The 26,227-nt window shown below is 61.4% G+C and carries 24 protein-coding genes and 5 tRNA genes; 14 read left to right on the top strand and 15 right to left on the bottom strand.

The window, feature by feature from the left end; genetic code table 11:
- Position 1: 1 nt before the first annotated feature.
- Positions 2–91 carry an IS3 family transposase gene (locus CXK91_RS23075; RefSeq protein WP_423833885.1) on the top strand — a complete coding sequence of 30 codons (90 nt, stop codon included), beginning with the start codon at positions 2–4 and terminating at the stop codon, positions 89–91.
- A gap of 138 nt (positions 92–229) precedes the next feature.
- On the opposite strand, the gene CXK91_RS20290 is transcribed toward CXK91_RS23075, so the two are convergent.
- The 7 genes from CXK91_RS20290 to uvrB all read right to left on the bottom strand — a co-directional run bounded on the left by CXK91_RS20290 (position 230) and on the right by uvrB (position 5,373).
- Positions 230–682: an acyl-CoA thioesterase gene (locus tag CXK91_RS20290; RefSeq protein WP_103457813.1), complete on the bottom strand. Its 453-nt coding sequence runs from the start codon at positions 680–682 to the stop codon at positions 230–232.
- A 194-nt stretch (positions 683–876) separates the two neighbouring features.
- Positions 877–952, bottom strand: a tRNA-Glu gene (locus tag CXK91_RS20285).
- A 44-nt stretch (positions 953–996) separates the two neighbouring features.
- Positions 997–1,072, bottom strand: a tRNA-Ala gene (locus CXK91_RS20280).
- Between the two features lie 45 nt (positions 1,073–1,117).
- Positions 1,118–1,193: transfer RNA gene (locus CXK91_RS20275), tRNA-Glu, on the bottom strand.
- A 75-nt stretch (positions 1,194–1,268) separates the two neighbouring features.
- Positions 1,269–1,344: transfer RNA gene (locus tag CXK91_RS20270), tRNA-Ala, on the bottom strand.
- Positions 1,345–1,511: 167 nt separating this feature from the next.
- Complete coding sequence (gene gltX, locus CXK91_RS20265; RefSeq protein ID WP_103457812.1) at positions 1,512–2,993, bottom strand: glutamate--tRNA ligase; 1,482 nt, start codon at positions 2,991–2,993, stop codon at positions 1,512–1,514.
- Positions 2,994–3,357: 364 nt separating this feature from the next.
- A complete protein-coding gene (gene uvrB, locus CXK91_RS20260; protein WP_103457811.1) occupies positions 3,358–5,373 on the bottom strand; it encodes an excinuclease ABC subunit UvrB in 2,016 nt (671 codons plus the stop codon).
- Positions 5,374–5,666: 293 nt separating this feature from the next.
- Here uvrB and CXK91_RS20255 point away from each other — a divergent pair, with 293 nt between their 5' ends.
- On the top strand, positions 5,667–6,863 hold the full coding sequence (locus CXK91_RS20255; protein ID WP_103457810.1) for an amino acid aminotransferase: 1,197 nt from the start codon (positions 5,667–5,669) through the stop codon (positions 6,861–6,863).
- Positions 6,864–6,966: 103 nt separating this feature from the next.
- Positions 6,967–7,042: transfer RNA gene (locus tag CXK91_RS20250), tRNA-Asn, on the top strand.
- Between the two features lie 447 nt (positions 7,043–7,489).
- On the opposite strand, the gene CXK91_RS20245 is transcribed toward CXK91_RS20250, so the two are convergent.
- Entirely contained in the window at positions 7,490–7,852 is a 363-nt protein-coding gene (locus CXK91_RS20245) for a VanZ family protein (RefSeq protein WP_103457809.1), read from the bottom strand.
- A gap of 197 nt (positions 7,853–8,049) precedes the next feature.
- On the bottom strand, positions 8,050–8,376 hold the full coding sequence (gene grxD, locus CXK91_RS20240) for a Grx4 family monothiol glutaredoxin (RefSeq protein WP_103457808.1): 327 nt from the start codon (positions 8,374–8,376) through the stop codon (positions 8,050–8,052).
- A gap of 272 nt (positions 8,377–8,648) precedes the next feature.
- Between grxD and argF the strand changes: the two genes are divergently transcribed.
- Positions 8,649–9,569 (top strand): ornithine carbamoyltransferase, encoded by a 921-nt coding sequence (argF, locus tag CXK91_RS20235; RefSeq protein WP_102823186.1) that lies wholly within the window; start codon positions 8,649–8,651, stop codon positions 9,567–9,569.
- Positions 9,566–10,663, top strand: a complete 1,098-nt coding sequence (locus CXK91_RS20230; protein WP_103457807.1) for an ABC transporter ATP-binding protein — start codon at positions 9,566–9,568, stop codon at positions 10,661–10,663. The genes argF and CXK91_RS20230 overlap by 4 nt, the downstream gene beginning before the upstream one ends.
- On the opposite strand, the gene tadA is transcribed toward CXK91_RS20230, so the two are convergent.
- From tadA to CXK91_RS20215, 3 genes are all read right to left on the bottom strand, one after another.
- A complete protein-coding gene (tadA, locus tag CXK91_RS20225) occupies positions 10,660–11,142 on the bottom strand; it encodes a tRNA adenosine(34) deaminase TadA (RefSeq protein WP_103457806.1) in 483 nt (160 codons plus the stop codon). The genes CXK91_RS20230 and tadA overlap by 4 nt on opposite strands.
- Before the next feature lie 19 nt (positions 11,143–11,161).
- A complete protein-coding gene (locus CXK91_RS20220; protein WP_103457805.1) occupies positions 11,162–12,532 on the bottom strand; it encodes a multicopper oxidase family protein in 1,371 nt (456 codons plus the stop codon).
- Between the two features lie 194 nt (positions 12,533–12,726).
- On the bottom strand, positions 12,727–13,623 hold the full coding sequence (locus tag CXK91_RS20215; RefSeq protein ID WP_103457804.1) for a LysR substrate-binding domain-containing protein: 897 nt from the start codon (positions 13,621–13,623) through the stop codon (positions 12,727–12,729).
- Positions 13,624–13,830: 207 nt separating this feature from the next.
- Here CXK91_RS20215 and CXK91_RS20210 point away from each other — a divergent pair, with 207 nt between their 5' ends.
- Genes CXK91_RS20210 through CXK91_RS20185 form a run of 6 tightly spaced genes read left to right on the top strand, consistent with a single transcriptional unit; the run spans position 13,831 to position 19,040 of the window.
- Positions 13,831–14,673: a transporter substrate-binding domain-containing protein gene (locus CXK91_RS20210; protein WP_103457803.1), complete on the top strand. Its 843-nt coding sequence runs from the start codon at positions 13,831–13,833 to the stop codon at positions 14,671–14,673.
- Between the two features lie 13 nt (positions 14,674–14,686).
- Positions 14,687–15,349: an amino acid ABC transporter permease gene (locus tag CXK91_RS20205; RefSeq protein ID WP_103457802.1), complete on the top strand. Its 663-nt coding sequence runs from the start codon at positions 14,687–14,689 to the stop codon at positions 15,347–15,349.
- A 7-nt stretch (positions 15,350–15,356) separates the two neighbouring features.
- A complete protein-coding gene (locus CXK91_RS20200) occupies positions 15,357–16,043 on the top strand; it encodes an amino acid ABC transporter permease (RefSeq protein ID WP_103457801.1) in 687 nt (228 codons plus the stop codon).
- Positions 16,044–16,063: 20 nt separating this feature from the next.
- Positions 16,064–17,566, top strand: coding sequence for an argininosuccinate lyase (gene argH / locus CXK91_RS20195; protein WP_103457800.1), 1,503 nt, complete (start codon positions 16,064–16,066; stop codon positions 17,564–17,566).
- Entirely contained in the window at positions 17,563–18,291 is a 729-nt protein-coding gene (locus tag CXK91_RS20190; RefSeq protein WP_103457799.1) for an amino acid ABC transporter ATP-binding protein, read from the top strand. Before argH ends, CXK91_RS20190 begins: the two co-directional genes overlap by 4 nt.
- Positions 18,292–18,299: 8 nt before the next feature.
- Positions 18,300–19,040, top strand: coding sequence for an amino acid ABC transporter ATP-binding protein (locus CXK91_RS20185; RefSeq protein WP_103457798.1), 741 nt, complete (start codon positions 18,300–18,302; stop codon positions 19,038–19,040).
- Between the two features lie 71 nt (positions 19,041–19,111).
- Here the strand turns inward: CXK91_RS20185 and guaA are convergent, their stop codons facing one another.
- The 3 genes from guaA to CXK91_RS20170 form a co-directional block, all read right to left on the bottom strand.
- Positions 19,112–20,692 carry a glutamine-hydrolyzing GMP synthase gene (gene guaA, locus CXK91_RS20180; RefSeq protein WP_103457797.1) on the bottom strand — a complete coding sequence of 527 codons (1,581 nt, stop codon included), beginning with the start codon at positions 20,690–20,692 and terminating at the stop codon, positions 19,112–19,114.
- 144 nt (positions 20,693–20,836) lie between these two features.
- A complete protein-coding gene (gene guaB / locus CXK91_RS20175; RefSeq protein ID WP_103457796.1) occupies positions 20,837–22,306 on the bottom strand; it encodes an IMP dehydrogenase in 1,470 nt (489 codons plus the stop codon).
- Positions 22,307–22,432: 126 nt separating this feature from the next.
- On the bottom strand, positions 22,433–22,984 hold the full coding sequence (locus CXK91_RS20170) for a sugar ABC transporter ATPase (RefSeq protein WP_103457828.1): 552 nt from the start codon (positions 22,982–22,984) through the stop codon (positions 22,433–22,435).
- A gap of 130 nt (positions 22,985–23,114) precedes the next feature.
- On the opposite strand from CXK91_RS20170, the gene xseA reads away from it, so the two are divergent.
- The 3 genes from xseA to CXK91_RS20155 all read left to right on the top strand — a co-directional run bounded on the left by xseA (position 23,115) and on the right by CXK91_RS20155 (position 26,201).
- Positions 23,115–24,491, top strand: coding sequence for an exodeoxyribonuclease VII large subunit (xseA, locus tag CXK91_RS20165; RefSeq protein WP_103457795.1), 1,377 nt, complete (start codon positions 23,115–23,117; stop codon positions 24,489–24,491).
- 319 nt (positions 24,492–24,810) lie between these two features.
- Positions 24,811–25,635 (top strand): M23 family metallopeptidase, encoded by an 825-nt coding sequence (locus CXK91_RS20160; protein WP_103457794.1) that lies wholly within the window; start codon positions 24,811–24,813, stop codon positions 25,633–25,635.
- Between the two features lie 23 nt (positions 25,636–25,658).
- Positions 25,659–26,201, top strand: coding sequence for a hydrolase (locus CXK91_RS20155; protein WP_103457793.1), 543 nt, complete (start codon positions 25,659–25,661; stop codon positions 26,199–26,201).
- Positions 26,202–26,227 lie beyond the last annotated feature (26 nt).

The raw sequence follows: 26,227 nt of genomic DNA, 5'->3' as shown, positions 1-26,227 counted from the left end.
CATTGAGGTTTTTTACAACCGGCAGCGACGGCATTCATACCTGGCGTACATGACGCCGTTTGAGTATGAGCGCCTACACGCTGTCTCTTAGGCCGGTGTCCGTGAAACCGGGGCTAGTTCAATCCGAAAATGAAAAAAGAAGTACAGGACGATTGGCGCGAAGATGCGAAAAAGCGCCGCGAGAGCGATGTGATGAAGCCCGAGCAACGCGGCTGATTTACCTCACGCTTTAAAGCTCCAGCGGGAATGGCGGCACCAGCGCCTTGCCGTAGCCGTCGATGAACTCCGGCGGCATGCGTTTGGGTTTCCCGCTTGAGAGCTCGATACAGACAAAGGTGGTCTGCGCGCGCAGCAACGTAGCGCCGTCTGCTGGCCTGATCAGCTGAAAATTACGCTTCATCTTCAGACGCTGATCCGATTCCGAAATCCAGGTACCGAGCTGCAACAGATCACCTTCGTAAGCTGCAGCGAGATAGTCTATTTCATGCCGCAGTACGGCCATGGCGCGATCCAGGCGACGGTAGTCGCCGATATCCAGTCCCAGGCTTTGCGAGTGCTGCCATGCACACTGCTCGAGCCATGTCACGTAAACGGCATTATTGGCGTGACCGAGTTCGTCGATATCATCCGACTGCACCTGCAAGTCGATGATGAACGTTTGCGCTTGATCCCAGCAGCTCATTCTGTAGATGCCTCGATGGCTGATTGCGGTGGCCTATGAAACCGCAGCGAGCGGGATGAGTCACGTCCGTTGCGCCGCACTATAGCCTGGCATTCAGCATACGTACCAACAGGTGACCACTTTTCGACCGGACAAAACAAAAAGGGTCATCTCATGAAAGATGACCCCTTGAAGCCCAAAACGGGCAATAAAAATGGCGTCCCCTAGGGGACTCGAACCCCTGTTACCGCCGTGAAAGGGCGGTGTCCTAGGCCACTAGACGAAGGGGACGAAACCTTCGCAAACCTACCGAAAACCTATCGACAGGCCGTGATTGGTGGAGCTAGACGGGATCGAACCGTCGACCTCTTGCATGCCATGCAAGCGCTCTCCCAGCTGAGCTATAGCCCCAGATTTATCGTCTCTCGACGCGCAATGTTAAACATTGCGAAATAATGGCGTCCCCTAGGGGACTCGAACCCCTGTTACCGCCGTGAAAGGGCGGTGTCCTAGGCCACTAGACGAAGGGGACGCAAACCCTTCAAGCGCAACCTGTATTCCTTTATTTACGCAAATACAGGTTGGTGGCAATTCTGCTCTTCGAGATTGGTGGAGCTAGACGGGATCGAACCGTCGACCTCTTGCATGCCATGCAAGCGCTCTCCCAGCTGAGCTATAGCCCCATCTCGAGGACGGGGCGCATATTAGGTGCGCCCCCATGCAGTGTCAACAACAATTTCGAACGGGCCGAAGATTTTTTGGCATTAGGAACAACTACTTACCGCCGACGAGCGGTAGAAAGGCGTCTGGCGGCAACGCGTGCCTCTCAGCATTGCCCCTGTTCGCCCACTTAAGCGATCGTCGCGAGCATCTTCTCCCACTCCTTGACTTCCTTCTTGGACGCGCCACCGAGCAGTTCGAGCGCGTTGCGCAAGCGGAAACGCGTCAGGTCCGGGCCAAGAATCTCCATGGCATCGAGTACTGAAACCGAGCTGGCTTGCCCAGTGATCGCGGCAAACATCAGCGGCATCACGTCGCGCAGTTTGAATCCCAGGTGTTCTGCCACCTGAGTGATACATGCCGTGATGCGATCCTTTTCCCACTGCCGCAATGCTTCCAGCTTCCACAGGATCAACTGCATTACCTGACGCACCTTAGTAGCGTCCAGCTTCTTGTGGACGAACAGAGCAGAATCGAGTTGCAGCGGACCGGAGAAGAAGAAGCCCGCCAACGGCGCGATCTGACTGAAGGTTTCCACGCGCTGCTGCACGTGCGGCGCGATCTGCATCATGTACTGCGGATTGAACGCCCATTTCTGCACTTGCGCAGCGAATTCCTCGACCGGCAACTCGCGCAGCCATTGGCCATTCAGCCAGGACAGCTTCTCCAGATCGAAGATCGGACCGCCCAGGGACACCCGATTGATGTCGAAATGCTCGATCATCTCGTCCAGCGTGAATTTCTCGCGCTCATCGGGCATCGACCAACCCATGCGCCCGAGGTAGTTGAGCATCGCCTGCGGCATAAAGCCCATGCGCTCGTAGAAGGTCACCGAGGTTGGGTTCTTGCGCTTGGACAGCTTGCTCTTGTCCGGATTGCGCAGCAGCGGCATGTAGCAGAGCTGCGGCTGCTCCCAGCCGAAGTACTCGTAGAGCTTGATTAGCTTGGGCGCCGACGGTAGCCACTCTTCACCGCGCAGCACGTGAGTGATACCCATCAGGTGATCGTCGACCACGTTGGCGAGAAAGTAGGTCGGCAGACCATCGGCCTTCATCAGCACCTGCATATCCATGCGGTCCCAGCCGATCTCGACGGTACCGCGCAGCATATCCTGCACCTGACACACGCCCTCGCTCGGCACCTTCATGCGAATCACGTGGGATTCGCCAGCACCGATGCGGCGCTGCGCCTCAAGCGGATCAAGGTGCATGCAATGGCCGTCGTAGCGCGGTGTTTCCTTGTTGGCCATCTGCTCGGCACGCACCTGATCCAGGCGTTCACTGCTGCAGAAGCACGGAAAGGCGTAGCCCTTGCTGACCAGCTCGTCCGAATACTTCTTGTAGATTTCGCCGCGCTCGCTCTGCCGGTAGGGGCCATGCGGCCCGCCGACGTCGGGGCCCTCATCCCATTCGATGCCCAGCCAGCGCAGCGCATCATAGATCTGCTGCTCGGATTCACGAGTCGAGCGCACCTGGTCGGTATCCTCGATGCGCAGAATGAACTGACCGCCATGCTGACGGGCGAAGCACAGGTTGAACAGCGCGATATAGGCGGTACCGACGTGGGGATCGCCGGTCGGAGAAGGCGCGATGCGGGTGCGGACCGTGGTCATGGATGCTCTCGGACGGAAAAGGACATATGAAATCGAAGGGACGAATGTTAGCAGGCAGGCGATGACGGGCTCCACCCGAACACCAGGCGGAAATTCGGCTTTAGCCTAGCCCCGAGGCAGGCGTCCCGCAAAACAGCACACACCATCCACCCTGGAAAAGGTGCGCCCTGGCAGCGATGCAGGTCGCTGGCCTGCCAGAAGCGCAAAGCACCTCAGCGGGGACCTTCCACAAAAGCAACCAGCAGACCTTACCTGTAGGAGGCGCGCCCCGCGGCGATGCAGGCCGCAGGCCTGCCAGAAGCGCCCACCCTAGACCTGCAGGCTCCAGCGGGGCGTCGTGCATCGAGTGCCCGCTACGAACGCCTCAAACGAGCAACAGCCGCTCGCGCAGTTTGTGGATTTCGTCGCGCGCCTCGGCAGCCGCCTCGAACTCCAGATCGCGCGCCAGAGTCAGCATTTTTTCTTCCAATTGACGAATCCGCTTGGTGATTTCGCTGGGCGAACGCAGTTCGTTCTCGTAGCGCGCGCTCTCCTCCGCTGCCTTGGCCTCACCACGACGCTTCTTGCTGCGCGAGCCGGGCACGGTGGCGCCCTCAAGAATGTCTTGCACGTCCTTCTTAACGCCCCTCGGCACAATGCCGTTGGCCTCGTTGAACGCGATCTGCTTGTTACGCCGCCGCTCAGTTTCATCAATGGCACGCTGCATGGAGCCAGTGATGTTGTCGCCATAGAGAATCGCGCGACCATTGAGATTGCGCGCGGCGCGACCGATGGTCTGAATCAGCGACCGCTCTGAGCGCAAGAAGCCTTCCTTGTCCGCATCGAGTATCGCCACCAGCGACACCTCGGGCATATCCAGCCCCTCACGCAGCAGGTTGATGCCGACCAGCACGTCGAAAGTACCCAAGCGCAGATCTCGAATGATCTCGACTCGTTCCACGGTATCAATGTCCGAGTGCAGATAACGCACCCGTACGCCGTGGTCACTGAGGTAGTCGGTGAGGTCCTCGGACATGCGCTTGGTCAGCGTGGTGACCAGCACCCGCTCGTCCTTGACCACGCATTTACCGATCTCCGATAGCAGATCGTCGACCTGAGTCAGCGCCGGGCGCACCTCGATCTGCGGATCGACCAGGCCGGTCGGGCGAACCACCTGCTCGACAACACGACCGGCGTGTTCGGCTTCGTAAGGTCCAGGCGTGGCGGAAACAAAGATTGTCTGCGGGCTGATCGCCTCCCACTCGTCAAAGCGCATCGGTCGGTTATCCAGGGCCGACGGCAGGCGGAAACCGTACTCCACAAGCGTTTCCTTGCGTGACCGGTCGCCTTTGTACATCGCGCCAACCTGCGGCACCGAAACGTGGGACTCGTCGATCACCAGCAGCGCATCGGCAGGCAGATAGTCGAACAGCGTTGGCGGCGGCTCGCCCGGATCGCGCCCGGACAGGTAGCGCGAGTAGTTTTCGATGCCATTGCAGTAGCCAAGCTCCATGATCATCTCGAGATCGAAACGGGTGCGCTGCTCCAGACGCTGCGCCTCCACCAGCTTGTTCTGGCTACGCAGATAGTCGAGCCGCTCTCGCAACTCCGCCTTTATCCCCTCGATGGCATCGAGCAGGGTTTCCCGCGGAGTCACGTAGTGGCTCTTGGGGTAGAAGGTGAAGCGCGGAAGCTTGCGGATCACCTCTCCGGTCAGCGGATCGAAGGCGGAAAGGCTCTCCACCTCATCATCGAACAGCTCGATGCGCACCGCTTCCAGGTCCGATTCAGCAGGATAGATGTCAATTACATCGCCGCGTACACGGAAGGTCGCGCGGGCGAAATCCATGTCGTTACGGGTGTACTGCAGCCCTGTCAGGCGGCGCAACAACTCGCGCTGATCGAGACGGTCGCCGCGATCCACATGGAGCACCATTTTCAGGTAGGTTTCGGGGCTACCCAGACCGTAGATGCAAGATACCGTCGTAACGATGATCGCGTCTGAACGTTCCAGCAGTGCTTTCGTCGCGGACAGGCGCATCTGCTCGATGTGATCGTTGATCGATGCGTCCTTCTCGATGAAGGTGTCCGAAGACGGCACGTAGGCTTCCGGCTGATAGTAGTCGTAGTAGGAGACGAAATACTCAACCGCATTGTTCGGAAAAAACGCCTTGAACTCGCCATACAGCTGCGCTGCAAGGGTCTTGTTCGGCGCCAGCACCAATGTCGGGCGCTGCACATGGGCGATGACATTGGCGATACTGAAGGTCTTGCCGGAGCCGGTCACACCCAGCAGCGTCTGATGCGACAGCCCCGCCTCGATGCCTTCGATCAGCTGCCGAATGGCCTCCGGCTGATCGCCGGCCGGCTGGAAACGCGTAACCAGTTCGAACTTGGACATTTCGCCTCTCTAGTAAACGTGCGCGAGCATGAAGCCGGATTGACGAGGACCGCACAACGGCACCGACGACAGCGGCCAGCTGTTGAAAATCGGCCATCGACGGCACCCGCGAAAAAGCTGCGCAACCGCCCATCTTCTGCTCAAAAAACGCGCCGAAAGCACTCAGAAAACCTCGGTAGCATATCGCAGGCGGCAGGCATGGCCGCTATACTACCGCCCCGTTTGCGCATCACCCTGCGCGCCGACGCGAGGGTGGTGAAATCAGTCACCCTACTCTTTCGAGCCCCCTCACCATGAGTTTGTTCTCTGCTGTCGAAATGGCGCCGCGCGATCCTATTCTCGGCCTCAATGAAGCCTTCAACGCCGACACGCGGCCGAACAAGGTCAACCTCGGTGTCGGTGTCTATTACAACGAGGAAGGCCGCATTCCGCTGTTGCGCGCCGTGGTCAAGGCCGAGCATGCCCGCATCGCCGCAAACGCGCCGCGCGGCTACCTGCCCATCGAAGGCATCGCTGCCTACGACGCTGCCGTCCAGAAACTGTTGTTCGGTGAGAGTGCCCCACTGATCGCCGAAGGCCGAGTCGTAACTACCCAGGCGCTCGGCGGAACCGGCGCACTCAAGGTTGGCGCAGACTTCCTCAAGCGCCTGCTGCCGGACGCCGTGGTCGCCATCAGTAATCCGAGCTGGGAAAACCATCGGGCATTGTTCGAGTCGGCCGGTTTTCCAGTGCAGAACTATAGCTACTACGACGCAGCCAACCACGGTATCGACCGTGCCGGCTTGCTGCAGGATCTCAAGAACCTGCCGCCCCGCTCCATCGTCGTGCTGCACGCCTGTTGCCACAACCCGACCGGGGTCGACCTGAACCTGGATGACTGGAAGCAGATTCTCGACGTATTGCGCGCCGAGGATCACGTCCCGTTCATCGACATCGCCTATCAAGGCTTTGGCGACAGCATCGAGGAAGACGCCGCAGCCGTGCGCTTGTTCGCCGAATCTGGCATGTCCTTCTTCGTTTCCAGCTCGTTCTCCAAGTCGTTCTCGCTGTACGGCGAGCGCGTCGGCGCGCTGTCGATGGTTACCCAGAGCCGCGAGGAGTCCGCGCGAGTGCTGTCACAGGTCAAGCGCGTGATCCGCACCAACTATTCCAACCCGCCAACCCACGGCGCCACCATCGTCGCCTCGGTACTCAACAGCCCGGAATTGCGCGCCATGTGGGAAGCCGAGCTCGGTGAGATGCGCAGTCGCATTCGCGAACTGCGACTGAGCATGGTCGAGCAACTGGCGGCCAAAGGTGCGAAGACGGATTTCAGTTTCGTTGCAGCCCAGCGCGGCATGTTCTCCTACTCCGGCCTCACGGCTGAACAGGTCGAGCGGCTGCGTATCGAGTTCGGTGTTTACGCCATCAACACCGGTCGAATCTGCGCCGCCGCACTGAACCGAAACAACATCGGCCACGTTACCGACGCCATCGTTCAAGTGCTCTGATTAGCCCTGTCGGGGGCCCCCTTCGAGCCCCCAGACGCGGGCCCGGCCAACCTGGGCAAGGGGTTGACTTCTCCTTTGCAAACAGTAGGATACGCACCGTTGTTCCGCGATAGCTCAGTCGGTAGAGCAAATGACTGTTAATCATTGGGTCCCTGGTTCGAGTCCAGGTCGCGGAGCCAAATTCGAAAGCCTCGGTTAATACCGGGGCTTTTTTATTGCCACCGGACTCTCACCAGGGACTACGTCCCAGGTTATTCGCTTCGCTCACCCCTTCGGGGCCGCGCTGAAGCGCGTTCTGCTAGCGCAGTCGAGTCCAGGTCGCGGAGCCAAATTCGAAAGCCTCGGTTAGATACCGGGGCTTTTTTTTTGCCGTTGGACTCTCACCAGGGACAGCGTCCCAGGTTATTCGCTTCGCTCACCCCTTCGGGGCCGCGCTGAAGCGCGTTCTGCTGACGCAGTCGAATCCAGGTCGCGGAGCCAAATTCGAAAGCCTCGGTTAGATACCGGGGCTTTTTTTGCCGCTGGACTCTCACCAGCGACGACGTCCCAGGTTATTCGCTTCGCTCACCCCCTTCGGGGCCGCGCTGAAGCGGTTCTGCTGGTGCAGTCGAGTCCAGGTCGCGGAGTCACTCCGCCAGCGGCTCGCCCAAACGCTGGCGCCACCAGCCCTGAGCCAGCACCGAACAGCTCCAACCCAGCAATACACCCAGCACATTGGCCAACATGTCCCAGCGAGAAGCGGTGCGATGTGGCAGCAAGCCTTGCGCCAACTCGATCATCAGCGCCGCGGCGACGGTCAGGCAAAGCCCCCAAGTGAAGGGTATGCGCGGAAAGCCCAGGCGCAGGGTGAACACCAATGCCGCAAAGCCCAGCAAGTGATGCAGTTTGTCCTGCTGATCAAACAGCTGCGGCACCGGCTCCGGCTTCAAGCCATTGAAGAGCACGACCGCCAGCACGATCAGAAAAGGCAATACTCGCAGATAGCGCATAAGGACAGGGTCTCTCACTCAAAGGCGTGATGCGTATAAAGAGGACGACGCCCTCAACGCGACCTATGACCCACGAAAAGCGGTAAAGATCGCCGGTAGCGCTTTTGCTTTCTTTACTTCATATCTCGATCACAAAAAAATGCCCGCATCACTTGATGCGGGCATTTAGCGAAGCAACCTACGATAGAAGCTGGTGCTTACGCTTCGGTCTTACCGACGGCCGACTTGATAAGGGTCTGCAGCTCGCCCTTCTCGAACATCTCAAGGATGATATCGCTGCCGCCGACCAGCTCACCACTGACCCACAGCTGGGGAAAGGTCGGCCAGTTGGCGTAGGTCGGCAGGCTGGCGCGAATCTCGGGATTCTGCAGGATGTCGACGTAAGCGAACTTCTCGCCACAACCCATCAGCGCCTGGGTCGCACGGGCGGAAAAGCCGCACTGCGGGGCATTGGGCGAGCCCTTCATGTACAACAGCACCGGGTTGCTGGCGATCTGTTCTTTGATGGTTTCGATGATATCCATGGAGTACCTCGGCTAGACACGGTTGCCGCGCATTGTACCGGAATTCACCTGGGAAAGCCGAGCGCGGGACTCGGCTTTGTTGCGATGCAAAGGCCGTCACTGCTGCGATTCAGGCCGCCGAAGGCCACGGGTCGAGGATTTGCGCCTGCGCTCGCTTTCTGGATAAGATCGCGCCTTTCCGTTTCGTCGCTCCCCGTGCGACCCCCAGTCGTCGGTCCCCTTTTCTCCCGAAAACCATTGGATCGCGCGCTGCGGCAATAAAGGTAGTTGATATGAGCGCAAGGCATTTTCTCTCACTGATGGACTGCACGCCCCAGGAGCTGAACAGCCTGGTTCGCCGCGGCATCGAGCTGAAGGATCTGCGCGAGCGCGGCGTCCTATTCGAGCCTTTGAAGAACCGTGTACTGGGCATGATTTTCGAGAAAGCCTCGACCCGCACCCGACTGTCGTTCGAAGCCGGCATGATTCAGCTCGGTGGCCAGGCGATCTTCCTCTCGCCACGCGACACCCAGCTGGGGCGTGGCGAGCCGATCAGCGATTCGGCCATCGTCATGTCGCGCATGCTCGATGCAGTGATGATCCGCACCTTCGCCCATTCCACTCTCACCGATTTCGCCGCAAATTCGAGCGTACCGGTCATCAACGGCCTGTCCGATGACCTGCACCCCTGCCAATTGATGGCCGACATGCAGACTTTCCATGAACACCGCGGCAGCATCGCCGGCAAGACGGTGGCGTGGATCGGTGATGGCAACAACATGTGCAACACCTATATAGAAGCCGCCATCCAGTTCCAATTCCAGCTCAAGGTTGCCTGCCCCGAAGGCTACGAGCCCGACGCCGAGCTGATGGCTCGCGCCGGCGATCGCGTGCAGGTGCTGCGTGATCCGCGCGAAGCGGCAGCAGGCGCTCACCTGATCAGCACCGATGTCTGGGCTTCGATGGGCCAGGAAGACGAAGCTGCCGCGCGCCTCGCCACCTTCCGCCCCTACCAGGTGGATCGCGCCCTGCTCGATTGCGCCGCCGAGGACGTGCTGTTCATGCACTGTCTGCCGGCCCATCGCGGCGAAGAGATCAGCCACGACCTGCTCGATGACCCCCGGTCCGTAGCCTGGGATCAGGCGGAGAATCGCCTGCATGTGCAGAAAGCGCTGCTCGAGTTTCTCGTCGAGCCGGCATATCACCACGCATGAAGAATGATCCGCCGCTGCTGCAATTGCGCGATCTGGCCTGCGGCTACGGCGAGCAGAGTATCGTTCAGCACCTCAATCTGCACCTCAATCGCGGCGATATCGGTTGCCTGCTCGGTCCGTCCGGCTGCGGCAAGACCACTACCTTGCGAGCCATCGCCGGGTTCGAGCCGGTGCACCAGGGCGAGATCCAGTTGGCGGATACGATCATCTCCCAGTCAGGCTACACCCTGGCGCCGGAGAAACGCCGTATCGGCATGGTCTTTCAGGACTACGCGCTGTTCCCCCATCTGACCGTGGCGGAGAACATCGCCTTCGGTATCCGCAAGCAGCCCGACTGCTCGCGCATCGTCTCCGAAATGCTCGAACTGGTGCACCTGTCCGCGCTCGGCAGACGCTATCCGCACGAACTCTCAGGCGGTCAACAGCAACGTGTAGCCCTGGCCCGCGCCTTGGCCCCGGAGCCCGCGTTGCTGCTCCTAGACGAGCCCTTCTCCAACCTCGACGTCGAACTGCGTCGGCGCCTCAGCCATGAGGTGCGCGAGATCCTCAAGGCACGCAACACCAGCGCGATTCTGGTCACTCACGATCAGGAAGAAGCCTTCGCCGTCAGCGATCAGGTCGGTGTGTTCAAGGATGGTCGCCTGGAGCAGTGGGACACGCCGTTCAACCTCTATCACGAGCCGCTGACGCCTTTCGTTGCGAGCTTTATCGGCCAGGGTTACTTCATTCGCGGGCAACTGCTGGACCCTGAAACCGTGCAGACTGAGCTCGGCACGATTCGCGGTAATCGAGCCTATACCTGGCCTGCCGGCAGCTCGGTGGACGTGCTGCTACGCCCGGACGACATCATCTATAAACCGGAAAGCCCGCTACGCGCACTGATCGTCGGCAAGACCTTTCTCGGCGCGTCGACGCTGTACCGGCTGCAGCTGCCCACCGGCAACCAACTGGTGGCGATATTCACCAGTCACGCCGATTACCCGACGGGGCAGGAAGTGGGTATCGCCATCGCAGCCGACCATCTGGTGGTGTTCCCGGCCCAGGGCAGCATTGCCGCCCATGAAACCCTGCCGCTAGCCGGCGTAGCTCGCTAGCCTTTCTGCCGACGCAGACGGAAAAACTCACTCAGCACCGCCCCGCACTCCTCAGCCAGCACGCCACCTTCGACCAGCACCCGGTGATTGAGAAAGTCCTGCTCGAAGAACCGACCGCGACTAGCCACTACGCCGGCCTTTGGCTCGGTAGCGCCGTAAACGACACGCTGAATACGCGAATGCACGATCAAGCCCGCACACATGCTGCATGGCTCCAGCGTCACATAGAGCGTAACGCCGGGTAGTCGATAGTTCTGCAGCGCCTGCGCCGCATCGCGCACCGCAACCATCTCCGCATGGGCGCTGGGGTCGCGCTGGGAGATGGGACAGTTGTAGCCGCGCCCGATGATCTGGCCGTCTTGCACCAGCACGGCACCCACAGGCACCTCGCCCAGCGCTGCACCCTGCGCCGCCAGCACCAGAGCTTCGCGCATGAAGTGCTCGTCCCGACTGCGGTCGATGATCAGTGGCTTTCTCACTACTGCGCCCTGCCCTGTCTCATACCACCTCGATCGCCGCCATCAGGCCGGTTTCCATATGATCGATGACGTGGCAATGGAACATCCAGACACCTGGATTATCGGCGACCAGCGCAATGCGGGCCGTTTCGTTCTTGCCCAGCAGGTAGGTATCAGTGAACCAGGGGTCAATATTGCGGCGATTGGATGAGATCACCTTGAAGACCATGCCGTGCAGGTGTATCGGATGCTGGTACTGACTGAGATTGCGCAACTCGAAGATGTAATGCGCACCCTTCTTCAGCGTCGCAATCGGGCGATCGGCACAGGTCTTGTCATTGATATCCCAGGCCTGGCCGTTGATCTGCCAGAACGTATAGGCGCCGCCTTGCTCGACATCGGTGGACAAGGTCCCTGCCCACTCGAAATTGAAGCGCAGGGTTTCCGCGCGCTGAAGGTTCGGCTCCGCCACGGGGTTGGCCGGCAACGCCGGCGGCCAGTCGCCAGCGGTTTCGTCATGGGCAACCGAACGCAGCGTCGCCAGCCTTAGAGGACCGTTGCGCAAGGACAGCTCGGCGCCGATCTCCGGCACCCTCAACGCCAGATCGATACGCATGCCAGGGCCGAGCCAGTACTCCTTGCTCAGTGGGCGCGGCGCGATTGGATGTCCATCGAGCGCATAAATGCGAGCCTCACCCTCTGGCAGGTTCAGCCGATAGGTCAGGGTGTTGTCGAGATTCAGTAGCCGCAGCCGCACGACCTGCCCGGCCGGCAGATCTAGCGTGGGAGCATGCATACCGTTCACCGTCGACAGCACGCCCGGTGTGCCACCTCGAGCGGCCTCTCGAGGCACGCTGAATTCGGTGAATGCGCCCTGCTTGTCGATGTGCCAGCTTTTCAGATTGAGTGTGCGCTCGTGCCTGAAACCGCTCGGTTCGCGCTCCTCGACGATCAGCGGCCCGACCAGCCCACGACCCAGCTGTGCTGCACTGCTGGTGTGCGGGTGATACCAGAAGCTGCCGGCATCGTGCAGCTGGAAGCGATAGTCGAAGAACTCGCCGGGCAATACCGGCAACTGCGACACGTAAGGCACACCGTCCATTTCCAGAGGCAGACGAATGCCATGCCAATGAATGGTGGTAGGCTCCGGCAAGTTATTGATGAAGCGTACGCGCAGCCAGTCGCCCTGTCGCCCGCGCAACTCAAGCCCGGGCGCCTGCCCGCCATAAGCCCAGGCGGGCGTCGTATGGCCCGGCACCAGCTCGACATCCAGCGGCGCGGCGATCAGTTCATAGTCGTGAGTGGTGACGTTGGCCGGACGGCCGAGCCAGTAGCGTGCGCCACTGCCGGCCAGGCCGACGACACCGAGCCCGGCCAGGCCGGTGAGAATCTGTCTACGGGTGAAACGCATGAAGCCTGCTCCTTCACGACAAAGATGGGCTCATCAGGGCATCGGGATTTGAGCGCCTCGTCTGCGCGAAGTCGCGAGCATGGACCGCAGCGATGACTGATAGCGTCGCCCGGCTCAATGGCGCGAGAGATTAACGGAATACACCTACAGCGGCCATAGCCCCAGCCTTGCCCCAATCCCACCCACCCATCTCGCTATGCCTCTATCCCCTCGACAAACATCGCCTGTAACAAAGTAGCGAAGCGTGACCCCAGGTTGTTCTGCGGCCTGTGATCGGCATAAAGCAGGTAGCTGGTAAACCTGAAATCGGCCGCGAATGGCCGTATCTCGATACCCGTATGCAGGTAGTCCCTGGCCACCAGGGGGCTGACGATACTAACGCCGAGCCCGGTGCCGACCATGGCGCAGATGATCGCGGCGTAAGGCGCTTCCAGATTCAGCTTGCGTCGATCTCCATGCTGCAGGAACAGGCGATCGATGCGACGACGAGTCCCATCGTCGTGGGCCAGTGAAACGAACTCCTCGCCCGCCAGGTCATCGACACCGACTCGCTCCAGCGCCGCCAGGCGATGGCCCTTGGGAAAGATGCACACTGCAGGCAGATCGCCAATCAGCCGTGCCTGCACCCCCGGGGTTTCCTCGCCGACAAACGACACCAGGCCGAAGTCGCAAAACTGCGATGCAACCCAGCGGGCAACCGTTGTCGAGTCGCTGGTGTGTAGCGAGATTGCGACCTGCTCATGGCCTTCATGGAAGCGCCGAATGGCACGCGGCAAAAGCGTCAGGGAAAGTGATGGCACAGCACCAATGCGCACCCGTCCGGTACCGAGCTGAAGTATGTGCCGTGCCGAGTGCTCAAGGTTGCGCAGTCCGATAAAAGCCCTGTCCACCTCGTTGAAGAATGCCGCGCCCTCATCGGTAGGTATCAGGCGGCTGCCGATTCGCTCGAACAGAGCAAAACCGTTGAGCCGCTCCAGCTGCGCGATCAGCCGGCTGATATTGGGCTGCGAGGTATGCAGCGCCTCGGCCGCAGCGGTCATCGAACCGGACAGCATCACGGCTCGGAAGGCTTCCACCTGCTTGAAGTTCATGACATCCCCATATCATTTACACATGGACACGTGGCGTATTGGCATTTGTCAGTATGAGCCAGTAGCTTTAAAACTTCACCCAAGGCCCGCGCCAATGTGATCGGAACGCACTGCGAGGCCAGCACCAACGCTCCGATACTCCTAACTGCCATGGTTCCACTCGAGCTCACGCTCCCCCATTGCAATAACAACAAACAGGAGACACCAATGCCATTGTCCACCAAGCTTCCGCTCACCCTGATCGTCGCTGCGTCGTTCGGTTTCGCCGCCTACGCGGTGGCAGATAACACCATGCCTCCCGTGCCTTCGGCTATCAGCGAGCAGGACAAGCTGCGCGCTGGAGTGCGCTGCGACCAGCCGCCTTACGGCTACCAGGACCATAATGGTGACTTCGCTGGCGTAGAGGTCGAAATGTCCCGGCAGATCGCCGAATGGGCCCTCGGCTCCAAGGACAAGGTGACCTTCACCTGCGTAACCGCAGAAAACCGAGTGCCTCAATTGCTCGGCCGCAAGGTCGACCTGCTCATCGCCACCCTTGGCGTCACCCCCGAGCGCGAGCGTGTGATCGCGTTCACCCAGCCCTACCGCTGGGGCGCCAGCGACGTACTGGTGCGCAAGGACAGCGGCATCGAAAAGATCGACGACCTCAAAGGCAAGACCCTGGCAACACTCAAGGGCTCGGTACAGGCCAAGTGGTTCGAGGAGCGCATGCCCGAGGTCAAGACCCTACGCCTGAATAGCGCCGCTGATGCGTTGCAGAGCTTTCGCCAGGGCCGTGCCGACGCCTATACCCACGACGCAGCAACGCTGGTGGTGGTAACCGGCAACGATGCGTCGCTGCGCCTGATCCAGGAACCGTTTCAGATCTCCGACGCCGCCATCGGCCTACGCAAGGGTGAGGACGAGTGGCAAACCTACCTCTCCGCTGCGGTCGAGCGCATGCATGAGGAAAAGCGCTTTCGGCCGTGGATCGAGCAGTACGTGCCGGAAGCCGTCCGCGACTATTACCTGAGCGTATTCGAGCAGCCAAAGCCCGAAGAATCTCACTGATCGGAGCCCTGTCATGAGTTTCGATTTCGACTACCTGCTCACGCAGTGGCCGGCTCTGCTCGACGGGTTATGGATGACCCTGCAGGTTTCGGCATTGAGTATCGTGTTGTCCCTGCTGATTGGCGTGCTGGGCGCAGGCATCAGACTGTTCAAGCTGCCAGTGATGTCGCAGCTGGTCGCGCTCTATGTCGAGCTGATCCGCAACACGCCGATTCTGGTACAGCTGTTCTTCATCTTTTACGGCCTACCCGCCGTCGGTATGAAGCTGTCGCTGTACTGGTCGGGCGTGCTGTGCCTGTCGCTATGGGCCGGCGCCTACCAGATCGAGAATCTGCGCGGGGGCCTGGCAACAATCGACAAAGGCCTGCGTGAAGCCGGTATGGCGCTCAACCTGCAGTCGCGGCAGTTCTTCCGTCTGATTGCCATCCCGATCGCCTTTCGCATCAGCCTGCCGGCCATGCTCAACACGGCCATCTCGCTGCTGAAGAACTCGGCATACCTGCAAACCATCGGGCTGGCCGAGCTGACCTTCGTCGCAGTGGACCGGATCGCCACGGATTTCCGTGCCATCGAGATGTTCGCTGCCATCTGTGTGATCTACCTCGCCCTGGTGGCGATTCTGGCCCTGCTTGCGGGACGCCTCGAAGCGCGTCTGCAGCGCCCCTTCCAACAATGAGGCCGTCATGGAATTCGTGATCGAGAATTGGGGATTCATCTCCAAGGGCCTGCTCATGACCCTGAAGCTCGCGCTGGTGATCCTACTGTTCACCACGCTCATTTCGGTGGTGCTCGGCACCCTCGCGACAGTGAAGAACCGCACGTTACGCTGGCTGATCCACGCCTATGTCGAACTGTTCCGCTCGATCCCGCTGATCGTCAACGTGTTCTTCATCTTCTTTGGCGCGCCACTGTTGGGCGTCAATCTCAGCCCCTTCGCCGCGGTGACGCTCGGCCTGACCCTGTGGGGCAGCGCCAACGGCATCGAAATCGTCCGCGGTGGCCTGCTCTCGGTGCCCCGGCATCAGTGGAAGAGCGCCTGGGCGCTCGGTCTGCGGCCCTGGCACATCTATGTGTACATCGTCGTGCCGCAGTCGCTCAAGGCGATCCTGCCGGCCTATACCGGCCTGCTGACCCTGCTAGTACAGGCCACCTCACTGGGCGCTTTGGTCGGTGTCAGCGAATTCCTCAAGGTCGGCCAGATCATCGTCGAGCGCAGCACGATGATGGGCGGCGTGAACCCTGCCTTTACCGTCTACAGCGTCGTATTGCTCGTCTATTTCGTTATCTGCAGCGCGCTGACCTGGCTCAGCCGTTACCTCGAACGTCGCCTGGGCCGCAATGCGTCCCGGCTTACCCAACCTCAGCCCTGATGTCCAGAAGGCCTACTCCCATGCTCGAATCCAAAGTCAGCCGTCGACTAAAGGAACCCACCGCAGCGGAAGTCTGCGACCTCATCTACGCGCCGCGCCTCGCTGGGTTCGCCGACGGCTTCGGCTATCTCGGCGACGTCAACAAGGCCCATATCGTCATGCTTGCCGAGTGCGACCTGATCGACGCGCCAGTGGCCGTCGCTCTGGCTCGCGGCGTGCTCGAAATGGAGCAGGTCGGCCCGCAAGCCGTGACTCTAGATCCACTGCGCGAAGATGCCTATTTCAATTACGAGGCGCACTTGATCGACAAGGTCGGCACCGACATCGGTGGGCGCCTGCATATCGGTCGCAGCCGCAACGACCTGCTGGCGACACTCGATCGCCTACGCGGTCGCGATGTGCTGATGGACCTGCTCGATGCGCTGTACCAAGTACGCCAGAGCGCCCTCGATGGCGCGGCGCAACATACCGCTGCGATCATGCCAGGATATACCCACCTGCAGCCCGCCCAGCCGATCACCTACGGTTTCTACCTGTCCGGTGTAGCTCAGGCCCTGGAGCGCGACTGCAAACGTCTGGCCGCCACGCTCGACAGCATGAACCGCAGCCCCATGGGCGCCGCCGCGTTCGCCGGCACACCGTTCGCCATCGACCGCGCACGCACCGCTGAGCTGCTGGGCTTTGATGGTTTCCTGGAAAACACGCTGGATGCCGTCGGCTCACGGGACTTCGCTCTGGAAAGCATGGCGCAAATGACCTTGCTAGCGGTGTTCTGGAGCCGTGTGGCGCAGGACTTCTTCGTCTGGTCGACCCACGAGTTCGCCCTCATCGACTTTCCGGACAGCGTTGCGGGCACCTCCAGCATCATGCCGCAGAAGAAGAATCCGGTCGTTCTCGAATACCTCAAGGGCCGTACCGGCCAGGTGCTCGGCTCGCTGGTCGCCTCAGCCGTCACTATCAAAGGTACTAATTTCACCCATACCGGCGACGGCAACCGCGAGAGCATGCGCGGCTTCTGGGAGTCTGCGCAGGAATGCCAGCAATGCTTGACCCTGCTGGACCTGGTGTTGCGCACCGCACGGCCCAACCTGGAGGCCGGCCTGCGCAAGGCCGCAGAAGACTTCTCCACGGCCACCGGCCTGGCGGACCTGATGGTCAGCGAGGCCAACCTGTCCTTCCGCGAAGCCCACCATGTTGTCGGCGCGGTGGTCCGCCAGGCCATGGACGACGGTCTGCCGGCCAGTCGCATCGACAGCTCGATGGTCGAACGTGCAGCCCAGCAGCAGCTCGGCCGCTCTCTCGGACTGAACGAGCAGCAGGTGCGCCAGGCGCTGGACCCGGTGACGAACGTCAGTTCGCGCAGCCTGCCTGGCGGTCCGGCGGCCAGTGCACAAGACGTGCACATCGGTGCCGCACGCCAGCGCCTGGAGCAGGAGCGCGCCGCCCACGCCAATCGCCGCCAGCGCCAGGCGGAGGCTCGTCAGGCATTGCAGGCCGCCACCGAGAGGCTCGCACAATCATGACCACCCTGATGACGGTACGCGGCCTGCGCAAACGCTTTGGCGACACCGAGGTTATCCAGGGCGTCGATCTCGACATATCCGAGGGCGAAGTGGTGGTGGTGATCGGTCCCAGTGGATCAGGGAAATCCACCCTGATCCGCTGCCTGAACAACCTGGAGCCGGCAACAGCAGGCGACATCATGCTGACCGGTTCGGCCAGTAGCCACGAATCCACGGCCCGGCTACGTGACGAAGTCGGCATGGTGTTCCAGGACTACACCTTGTTCCCACACCTGAGCATCTTGCGCAACATGACTCTGGCGCCAATGAAGTTGCGCGGCCTGAGCCGCATTGCTGCAGAAGTCCAGGCGATGAAGCTGCTCGAACGGGTCGGGCTAGCGCACAAGGCGCAAGCCATGCCTGCCGAACTTTCGGGTGGCCAGCAGCAACGGGTGGCGATCGTCAGGGCGCTCGCCATGCAGCCAAGGCTCATGCTGTTCGATGAGCCGACCTCGGCGCTCGATCCGGAAACGGTCAATGAGGTGCTGCTGGTGATGAAGGAACTGGCCGCCGAGGGCATGACCATGGTGGTCGTCACCCACGAGATGGGCTTCGCTCGAGAAGTGGCCGATCGGGTGATTTTCTTCGACGGCGGCAGGATCGTCGAATGCTCACCGCCCGCTCAACTGTTCGCCTCCCCGAGAGAAGACCGCACTCGCCAGTTTCTCACCCACGTATTGAAGTGAGCCTTCCCATGCCTGATACCCCCATCATCCAGATCGACGGTCTGAACAAGTGGTACGACTCCTTCCATGCCCTGAATGATGTGGATCTTCAGGTGGCTGCCGGCGAACGGCTGGTTATCTGCGGACCCAGTGGCTCGGGTAAATCGACGCTGATTCGCTGCATCAACGCGCTGGAGCCCTTCCAGAATGGCCGCCTCGGCGTGGCGGGCATTGCGCTCGATACATCCCCTGCGAGCATCACCAGAGTTAGAGAGCACGTGGGCATGGTGTTCCAGAATTTTCACCTGTTTCCACACCTGAGTATCGCCGCCAACTGCGCCCTGGCTCCCATTCACGTGCTTGGTATGGACAAGCGCAAGGCCCGCGAACGGGCCATGCAGCAACTGGAGAAACTGCGCATCGCCGACAAGGCCGACTGCTATCCGGCGCAACTTTCGGGCGGCCAGCAGCAGCGCGCCGCCATAGCCCGGGCGTTGTGCCTTGAGCCAAGAATCATGCTGTTCGACGAACCTACCTCGGCGCTGGACCCCGAGATGGTCGGCGAAGTGCTCGACTCGATGGTAGCGCTGGCCGAATCGGGCATGACCATGCTGGTGGTCACCCACGAAATGGGCTTCGCCCGCCAGGTCGCCGATCGCGTGGTGTTCATGGATGCCGGAGCGATTGTTGAAACCGCCGTACCCGAAGACTTCTTTGCCCACGCACAGAGCGAGCGAGCGAGGCAGTTCCTATCGAAGATCATTCACTGAGGTTCGGCTCTAAACGAAGAACCCCGGGCATACCGGGGTTCATCATCAGCACGTGGACGTAAGTGCCTCTATCACTCCCACTCGATGGTCGCAGGCGGCTTGCTCGACACATCATAGGTGACACGGGAGATGCCTTCGATTTCGTTGATGATGCGGTTGGAGACCTTCTCCAGCAGCTCGTAAGGCAGGTGCGCCCAACGTGCAGTCATGAAGTCGATGGTTTCCACGGCGCGCAACGCAACGACCCAGGCGTAGCGACGACCGTCGCCAACCACACCGACCGACTTCACCGGCTGGAATACCACGAAGGCTTGGCTGGTCTTGTGGTACCAGTCGAAGTTGCGCAGCTCTTCGATGAAGATGTGGTCGGCACGACGCAGCAGGTCGGCGTATTCCTTCTTCACTTCGCCAAGGATGCGCACGCCCAGGCCCGGCCCCGGGAATGGGTGGCGGTAGACCATATCGTAGGGCAGGCCGAGCTCGAGGCCGATCTTGCGGACCTCGTCCTTGAACAGCTCACGCAGCGGCTCGACCAGCTTGAGGTTCATTTCCTCCGGCAGGCCGCCGACGTTATGGTGCGACTTGATCACGTGGGCCTTGCCGCTCTTGGCACCGGCAGACTCGATCACGTCCGGGTAGATGGTGCCCTGGGCGAGGAACTGGATATTGTCCAGCTTGCTGGCTTCGGCATCGAACACATCGATAAAAGTGCGCCCGATGATCTTGCGCTTCTTCTCCGGGTCCGCCTCGCCTTCGAGGTTCCCTAGGAATTGTGCTTCGGCGTCGGCTCGGATCACCTTCACGCCCATGTTTTCGGCGAACATGGCCATTACCTGATCGCCTTCATGCATGCGCAGCAGGCCGTTATCGACGAACACACAGGTCAGCTGTTCGCCGATGGCCTTGTGTAGCAGCGCCGCGACGACCGACGAATCGACGCCACCGGAAAGGCCTAGCAGCACGTTGGCATCGCCAACTTGGGCGCGGACCTGCGCGATGGCATCTTCGACGATGTTCGACGGCGTCCATAGCGCTTCGCAGCCACAGATTTCCAGAATGAAGCGCGACAGGATGCGACCGCCCTGGCGGGTGTGAGTCACTTCCGGGTGGAATTGCACGCCGTAGTAGCCACGGGAGTCGTCGCCCATCGCGGCAATCGGGCAGCTGGGGGTGCTGGCCAAGAGGTGGAAGCCGACCGGGATCTCGGTAACCTTGTCACCGTGGCTCATCCATACGTCCAGTCCGAACACGCCATCGTCGTCCATGTGGTCTTCGATACCGTCGAACAGACGCGATTTGCCAACCAGGTCGACACGGGCATAGCCGAACTCGCGAACGTCCGAGCCCTGCACCTTGCCGCCCAGCTGTTCGGACATTGTCTGCATGCCGTAGCAGATGCCGAACAGCGGTACACCAAGATCGAACACAGCCTGTGGCGCGCGTGGGCTGCCTACCTCGTGAACCGATTCCGGACCACCGGCGAGAATGATGCCGCGCGGCGCGAAGGCACGAATGTCGTCCTCGCTCATATCCCACGGATGCAACTCACAGTAGACGCCGATCTCGCGCACACGACGAGCGATCAGCTGGGTGTACTGGGAACCGAAGTCCAGAATCAGGATTCGGTGGGCGTGAATGTCAGGATGAGCCATGTGGGCATCTCTCGTGGTAGTCGCAAATGACACGGGGCTGATCGAACAGCCCCGTTCTTCATACTTTTAAAAATCGATTTGCCGCGCCGCGAGCAACGGGCAGGCAACGCAGCATGCCCTAGCGCAGCAGCGTCAAATCGATTTTCAGCCGACGCGGTAGTTCGGCGCTTCCTTGGTGATCTGCACGTCATGTACGTGCGACTCGGCCATGCCGGCGCCAGTGATGCGCACGAACTGCGGCTTGCTGCGCATCTCGTCAACCGTGGCGCTGCCGGTGTAACCCATGGAAGCACGCAGACCGCCCATCAACTGATGGATGATCGCTGCCAGCGAGCCTTTGTAAGGCACACGGCCCTCGATACCTTCCGGCACCAGCTTCTCGGCGCCAGCGGCGGAATCCTGGAAGTAGCGATCCGAGGAGCCCTGCGCCTGGGACATGGCACCCAGCGAGCCCATGCCGCGGTAGGCCTTGTAGGAGCGGCCCTGGAACAGCTCGATCTCGCCCGGCGCTTCTTCGGTACCGGCGAACATCGACCCCATCATCACGGCGTTGGCGCCGGCGACGATGGCCTTGGACAGGTCGCCCGAGAAGCGGATGCCACCATCAGCGATCATTGGCACGCCCGTACCTTCGAGCGCAGCGGACACGTTGGCGATGGCTGAGATCTGCGGCACGCCGACACCGGCGACGATGCGTGTAGTGCAGATCGAACCCGGGCCGATACCGACCTTGACAGCGTCTGCACCGGCCTTGACCAGATCCAGCGCCGCTTCGGCGGTGGCGATGTTGCCGCCGATCACCTGCACCTGCGGGAAGTTGTCCTTCACCCAGCGCACGCGGTCGATCACGCCACGGGAATGACCATGGGCGGTATCCACCACCACCACGTCGACACCGGCAGCGGCCAGCGCTTCGACGCGATCACCGGTATCGGCACCGGTACCCACTGCTGCACCGACGCGAAGACGACCCTGGCTATCCTTGGATGCCAGCGGGTATGTCTTGGCCTTCTCGATGTCGCGGAAAGTGACCAGACCGCGCAGGTGGAAATTGCCGTCGACCACCAGCATCTTCTCGATCCGGTGCTTGTAGAGTTCAGTTTTGATTTCTTCCAGGCCAGTGCCTTCGAGCACGGTGACCAGCTTGTCCTTGGGCGTCATGATCGCCGCGACGGAATCGCCGGCATTGGGCGTGAAACGCAGGTCACGGCCGGTAACGATGCCGACCAGCTCCTTGCCGGAGACCACTGGAAATCCGGAGAAGCCCAGCTCATGCGCCTTGCGCAGCAGTTCGCTGATCTTTGTTTCCGGCGTGACGGTGACCGGATCGTGAACGATGGCAGTCTCGTGCCGCTTGACCTTGCGCACCTCGGCAGCCTGCTGCTCGATGCTCATGTTTTTGTGGATGATGCCGATGCCGCCCTCCTGTGCCATGGCGATGGCCAGGCGAGCTTCGGTGACGGTGTCCATGGCCGCGGAAACCAGCGGAATGTTCAGCTCGATTTCGCGGGTCAGACGGGTCTTCAGGCTGACATCCTTCGGCAAAACCTCGGAATATCCCGGGATCAGGAGAACATCATCGAAAGTCAAGGCTTCTTGGCTGATACGCAGCATGGCGGGGGCTCCCAGGCGGGAAAAAGGAAGCGCGGCATTATACCCACGCACCCCTTCACGCTCAATGCGGTTGTGAGGTAGATCGCGCGCACCGAAAGGCGCACGCCAGCCGAAATGACTGGGCGGTCACGGGTTATCGATCACCAGCGCTACCTTGAAGCCCAGGCGCTCGGCGAACTCGTCGAGAAATACCTTACGGAAACCCGCCTCGCTCCAGCCATTGAAGATGAAGCCCAGATTGGAAAAACCGCAGGCAGGGATGAACAAAAAACCGTTGATGTCATCTTCGAAGCCGCATTCCGGACAGGTGAAATTATCCGACTGGCGGGGCATCCATTCGTCCAGGCTCTCGAACAGCGCCTCGCCGATCTCTCGGCGGCACTCGGGGCAGCCCGCTTCTTCGGCGAAATCCCGCGTCGGGGTGTAGATGCAGCGCTTGGTCACCACTTCAAGGCCATTGATAGGCTCGCCAAAGGGCAATCGCTCCGGGTGCAGCACGACGTTACGCGCGCCCGACGCAATCGCGTAGCCCATGCCGCCAACGCCGCGGCCGCAGGTGGTCGGGAGCGGCTCGACGATACGTCGCTCGGCAAGCCAGCGCAGGATCATCCGCGCCCTGGCTTCGTGCCCTGGGAACGTGGAGATGCGCGGTACGATGATGGCTTGGCTATGGCTCATGAGGACTCGGAACAGAAGATGAAGGAAAGTCGCGCAGCTTAGCGCCGCGCCTTGGTCGGTCAAGGCCATCTGGACGGGCGCGAAGCGGTTTCGGTTTCCGCCCGGCCGCGCCCGGCTTATCATCGCCGCCATGTTCAAAGATCCCTTCCAGCGTCTCAACCTCGATCGCGAAGTGCTGACCGTCAGTCAGCTCAACGGCCGTGCCCGCCTGCTGCTCGAAGACGTGTTCGCCCAGGTCTGGGTCGAAGGCGAGATTTCCAACCTCGCCCGCCCGGCGTCTGGCCATATCTATTTCACCCTCAAGGACAAGAACGCCCAGGTGCGCTGTGCGCTGTTCCGTCAGAACGCGGCGCGGGTCCGTCAGGCACTGCGCGACGGCCTGGCGGTGCGCGTGCGCGGCAAGGTGTCGTTGTTCGAGGGACGTGGCGACTATCAGCTGATTCTCGACACGCTGGAGCCAGCCGGCGACGGCGCGCTGCGCCTGGCTTTCGAGGCGCTGAAGGAAAAGCTCAGCGCCGAAGGCCTGTTCGCTGCCGAACGCAAGGCTGCTTTGCCCGCCCACCCGCGGCGCATTGGCATCGTCAGCTCACCGACCGGCGCGGTGATCCGCGACATCATTTCGGTTTTCAAACGCCGGGCGCCGCAGGTCGAGCTGACATTGATCCCAACCGCGGTACAAGGGCGCGAAGCCACCGGACAGATCGTTCGCGCGCTGCAGTTGGCCGACGCCCAAGGCTTCGATGCGCTGATCCTGGCCCGTGGCGGTGGCTCGCTGGAGGATCTCTGGTGCTTCAACGAAGAAGCCGTGGCGCGCGCCGTGGATGCCTGCGTGACGCCGATCGTCAGCGCCGTGGGCCACGAGACCGACGTATCGATCGCCGATTTCGTCGCCGACGTGCGCGCACCAACTCCGTCCGCTGCTGCCGAGCTGCTGGCGCCGAGCAGCGCGGACCTGCAGCACAGGCTCAGCGGGCTGCAGCAGCGCCTGGTGCTGCGCATGCGCGACCGCCTGCACCGTGACGCCATGCGCCTGGAAAGCCTGGCCCGGCGCCTGCGCCATCCCAGGGAACGCCTGCAGCAGCAGGCCCAGCGAATCGATGATCTCGAACAGCGCCTGCTGCGCGCCGTCGACCGCCGTCTGTGCAGTGGCCAGGAGCGCCTGGCCCGTCTGGAAACTCGACTGGCTGCGCAACATCCGGGGCGCACGCTAAATCTTCTGCGTCAGCGCCTCGAGCACCTGTCCTCGCGCTTGCCACGGGCGATGCAAGCAACCGTTAAGGGGCGACGTCAGCAGCTACAAGGCCTCGCCCAAACGCTGAACGTGGTCAGTCCGCTGGCCACCCTCAGCCGCGGCTACAGCATCCTGCTCGACGAGCGCGGCCAGGCGATCCGCAGCGCCAGTCAGACACAACCCGGCCAGCGCCTGAAGGCCAGGCTCGGCGAAGGGGAACTTGAGGTGCGGGTGGAAGACAATCATCTGGCGCCGATCACGCTGCCGCTGCTGTAAAGCCGTATAGCTGGGTGCTTGGTGCTTGGTGCTTGGTGCTTGGTGCTTGGTGCTTGGTGCTTGGTGCTTGGTGACACAAGCCTGCACGTACTGCCGCCGATCCATGGCTGCTTGAAAGCTTCGCCGCGAGGGCGCGCCTCCCACGTAAGGGCGGAAAATGCAGCCCGACTACCTGATCTCAAATGCTACCCGCGGCCGCCGGCACACCGACCAGCAAGAGGCAAACGTCGACGCCCGCTATACAACCCGCAAGGCACCGCCTCTTTCTCTTCGCCGATGTTTACGCGAGGATGGGCCGTTTCTCTCAGCGGACCCATCCATGCCACGCCTCCTCACCCTGCTGCTCTGCCTCGCACTTGCCCTTCCCGCCCATGCCGAAGGCTTCATCACCCGCCTGCTCAACAAACCCGTGCCCGGTGGCGTCGCCGTGATCGAAGTAGGCGATGGCCCTGCCGCGCCACAGACGCACTACCAGGGCAAGCCAACACTGGTGGTGCGCGAGGATGGCAAACGCTGGATCGCCATCGTCGGCATCCCGCTGTCGGTGAAGCCGGGCGCGCAGCAGCTGGAGATCGATGGTCGTCCCCAAACCTTCCAGGTCGAGAGCCGCGACTATCGAGCGCAGCACATCACGCTGAAGAACCAGCGCCAGGTCAATCCGAATCCGGCAGACCTCAAGCGCATCGAGCGCGAACTGGATGAGCAGAACCGCGCCTATCGCCAGTTCAGCGCCAATCAGCCGAGCAACCTGCTGTTTGATCGCCCGGTCAACGGTCCGTTGTCTTCGCCATTCGGGCTGCGCCGCTTCTTCAACGGCGAAGAACGCAACCCGCACTCAGGCCTGGATTTCGCAGCCAAGACCGGCACGCCGATCAAGGCACCGGCGGCAGGCAAGGTCATACTCACCGGTGACTATTTCTTCAATGGCAAAACGGTTTTCGTCGACCACGGCCAAGGACTGATCAGCATGTTCTGCCATCTATCCGAAATCGGCGTAAAAGTCGGCGATCAGCTGGCGCGCGGCCAGGTGCTCGGCAAGGTCGGTGCGACCGGGCGTGCCACCGGCCCGCATCTGCATTGGAACGTGAGCCTGAATGACGCGCGAGTCGACCCGGCCATTTTCATTGGCGCGTACAAGCCTTGAACACATCAAGAGGAACGACAGCGATGCGCATCAAAGCGACGGATTCCACCCTGCTTATCATCGATATTCAGGAACGCCTGTTCCCGGTAATTCTCGAAAGTGAAGCCATGGCCGAGCACACCGCCTGGCTGCAGCAAGTGGCCCAGCGAGTCGGCGTGCCGGTGCTGCTGACAGAGCAGTACAGCAAAGGGCTCGGCCATACGATTGCTGCCCTGCGCGACGGCGTGGAAGAGTCGGCCATTGTCGAGAAGCTGCATTTCTCCGCAGCGGGCGACGGCGAGCTGTTCAAGCGCCCCGGCGGCGAGCGCCGGCAGTTCGTCATCTGCGGCTGCGAGACTCATGTGTGCGTGCTGCAGACAGTGCTGGACCTGTTGATCCGCGGCAACGAGGTGTTCGTCGTGGAAGAAGGCGTCAGCTCGCGCCGGGCCAGCGACAAGGCGCTGGCCCTGGAACGCATGCGCCAGGCTGGTGCGGTCATCGTCTCGCGGGAGATGGTCGCCTTTGAATGGATGGAACGCGCCGGCACCGAGCTGTTCAAGAGCATCAGCCGCGAATTTATCCGCTGACCAAGCCACACTGACACGCCGGGCTG

Source organism: Stutzerimonas stutzeri (assembly GCF_002909485.1).
Lineage (GTDB): Bacteria > Pseudomonadota > Gammaproteobacteria > Pseudomonadales > Pseudomonadaceae > Stutzerimonas > Stutzerimonas stutzeri_AH.
The sequence above is the reverse complement of the archived record's forward strand: the minus strand, read 5'-3'. Positions and strand labels throughout refer to the sequence as shown.

Coding starts and splice junctions, on each gene's coding strand:
- CXK91_RS20290 (WP_103457813.1), bottom strand. CDS start 682: ATGAGCTGCTGGGATCAAGCGCAAACGTTCATCATCGACTTGCAGGTG.
- gltX (WP_103457812.1), bottom strand. CDS start 2,993: ATGACCACGGTCCGCACCCGCATCGCGCCTTCTCCGACCGGCGATCCC.
- uvrB (WP_103457811.1), bottom strand. CDS start 5,373: ATGTCCAAGTTCGAACTGGTTACGCGTTTCCAGCCGGCCGGCGATCAG.
- CXK91_RS20255 (WP_103457810.1), top strand. CDS start 5,667: ATGAGTTTGTTCTCTGCTGTCGAAATGGCGCCGCGCGATCCTATTCTC.
- CXK91_RS20245 (WP_103457809.1), bottom strand. CDS start 7,852: ATGCGCTATCTGCGAGTATTGCCTTTTCTGATCGTGCTGGCGGTCGTG.
- grxD (WP_103457808.1), bottom strand. CDS start 8,376: ATGGATATCATCGAAACCATCAAAGAACAGATCGCCAGCAACCCGGTG.
- argF (WP_102823186.1), top strand. CDS start 8,649: ATGAGCGCAAGGCATTTTCTCTCACTGATGGACTGCACGCCCCAGGAG.
- CXK91_RS20230 (WP_103457807.1), top strand. CDS start 9,566: ATGAAGAATGATCCGCCGCTGCTGCAATTGCGCGATCTGGCCTGCGGC.
- CXK91_RS20220 (WP_103457805.1), bottom strand. CDS start 12,532: ATGCGTTTCACCCGTAGACAGATTCTCACCGGCCTGGCCGGGCTCGGT.
- CXK91_RS20215 (WP_103457804.1), bottom strand. CDS start 13,623: ATGAACTTCAAGCAGGTGGAAGCCTTCCGAGCCGTGATGCTGTCCGGT.
- CXK91_RS20210 (WP_103457803.1), top strand. CDS start 13,831: ATGCCATTGTCCACCAAGCTTCCGCTCACCCTGATCGTCGCTGCGTCG.
- CXK91_RS20205 (WP_103457802.1), top strand. CDS start 14,687: ATGAGTTTCGATTTCGACTACCTGCTCACGCAGTGGCCGGCTCTGCTC.
- CXK91_RS20200 (WP_103457801.1), top strand. CDS start 15,357: ATGGAATTCGTGATCGAGAATTGGGGATTCATCTCCAAGGGCCTGCTC.
- argH (WP_103457800.1), top strand. CDS start 16,064: ATGCTCGAATCCAAAGTCAGCCGTCGACTAAAGGAACCCACCGCAGCG.
- CXK91_RS20190 (WP_103457799.1), top strand. CDS start 17,563: ATGACCACCCTGATGACGGTACGCGGCCTGCGCAAACGCTTTGGCGAC.
- CXK91_RS20185 (WP_103457798.1), top strand. CDS start 18,300: ATGCCTGATACCCCCATCATCCAGATCGACGGTCTGAACAAGTGGTAC.
- guaA (WP_103457797.1), bottom strand. CDS start 20,692: ATGGCTCATCCTGACATTCACGCCCACCGAATCCTGATTCTGGACTTC.
- guaB (WP_103457796.1), bottom strand. CDS start 22,306: ATGCTGCGTATCAGCCAAGAAGCCTTGACTTTCGATGATGTTCTCCTG.
- CXK91_RS20170 (WP_103457828.1), bottom strand. CDS start 22,984: ATGAGCCATAGCCAAGCCATCATCGTACCGCGCATCTCCACGTTCCCA.
- xseA (WP_103457795.1), top strand. CDS start 23,115: ATGTTCAAAGATCCCTTCCAGCGTCTCAACCTCGATCGCGAAGTGCTG.
- CXK91_RS20160 (WP_103457794.1), top strand. CDS start 24,811: ATGCCACGCCTCCTCACCCTGCTGCTCTGCCTCGCACTTGCCCTTCCC.
- CXK91_RS20155 (WP_103457793.1), top strand. CDS start 25,659: ATGCGCATCAAAGCGACGGATTCCACCCTGCTTATCATCGATATTCAG.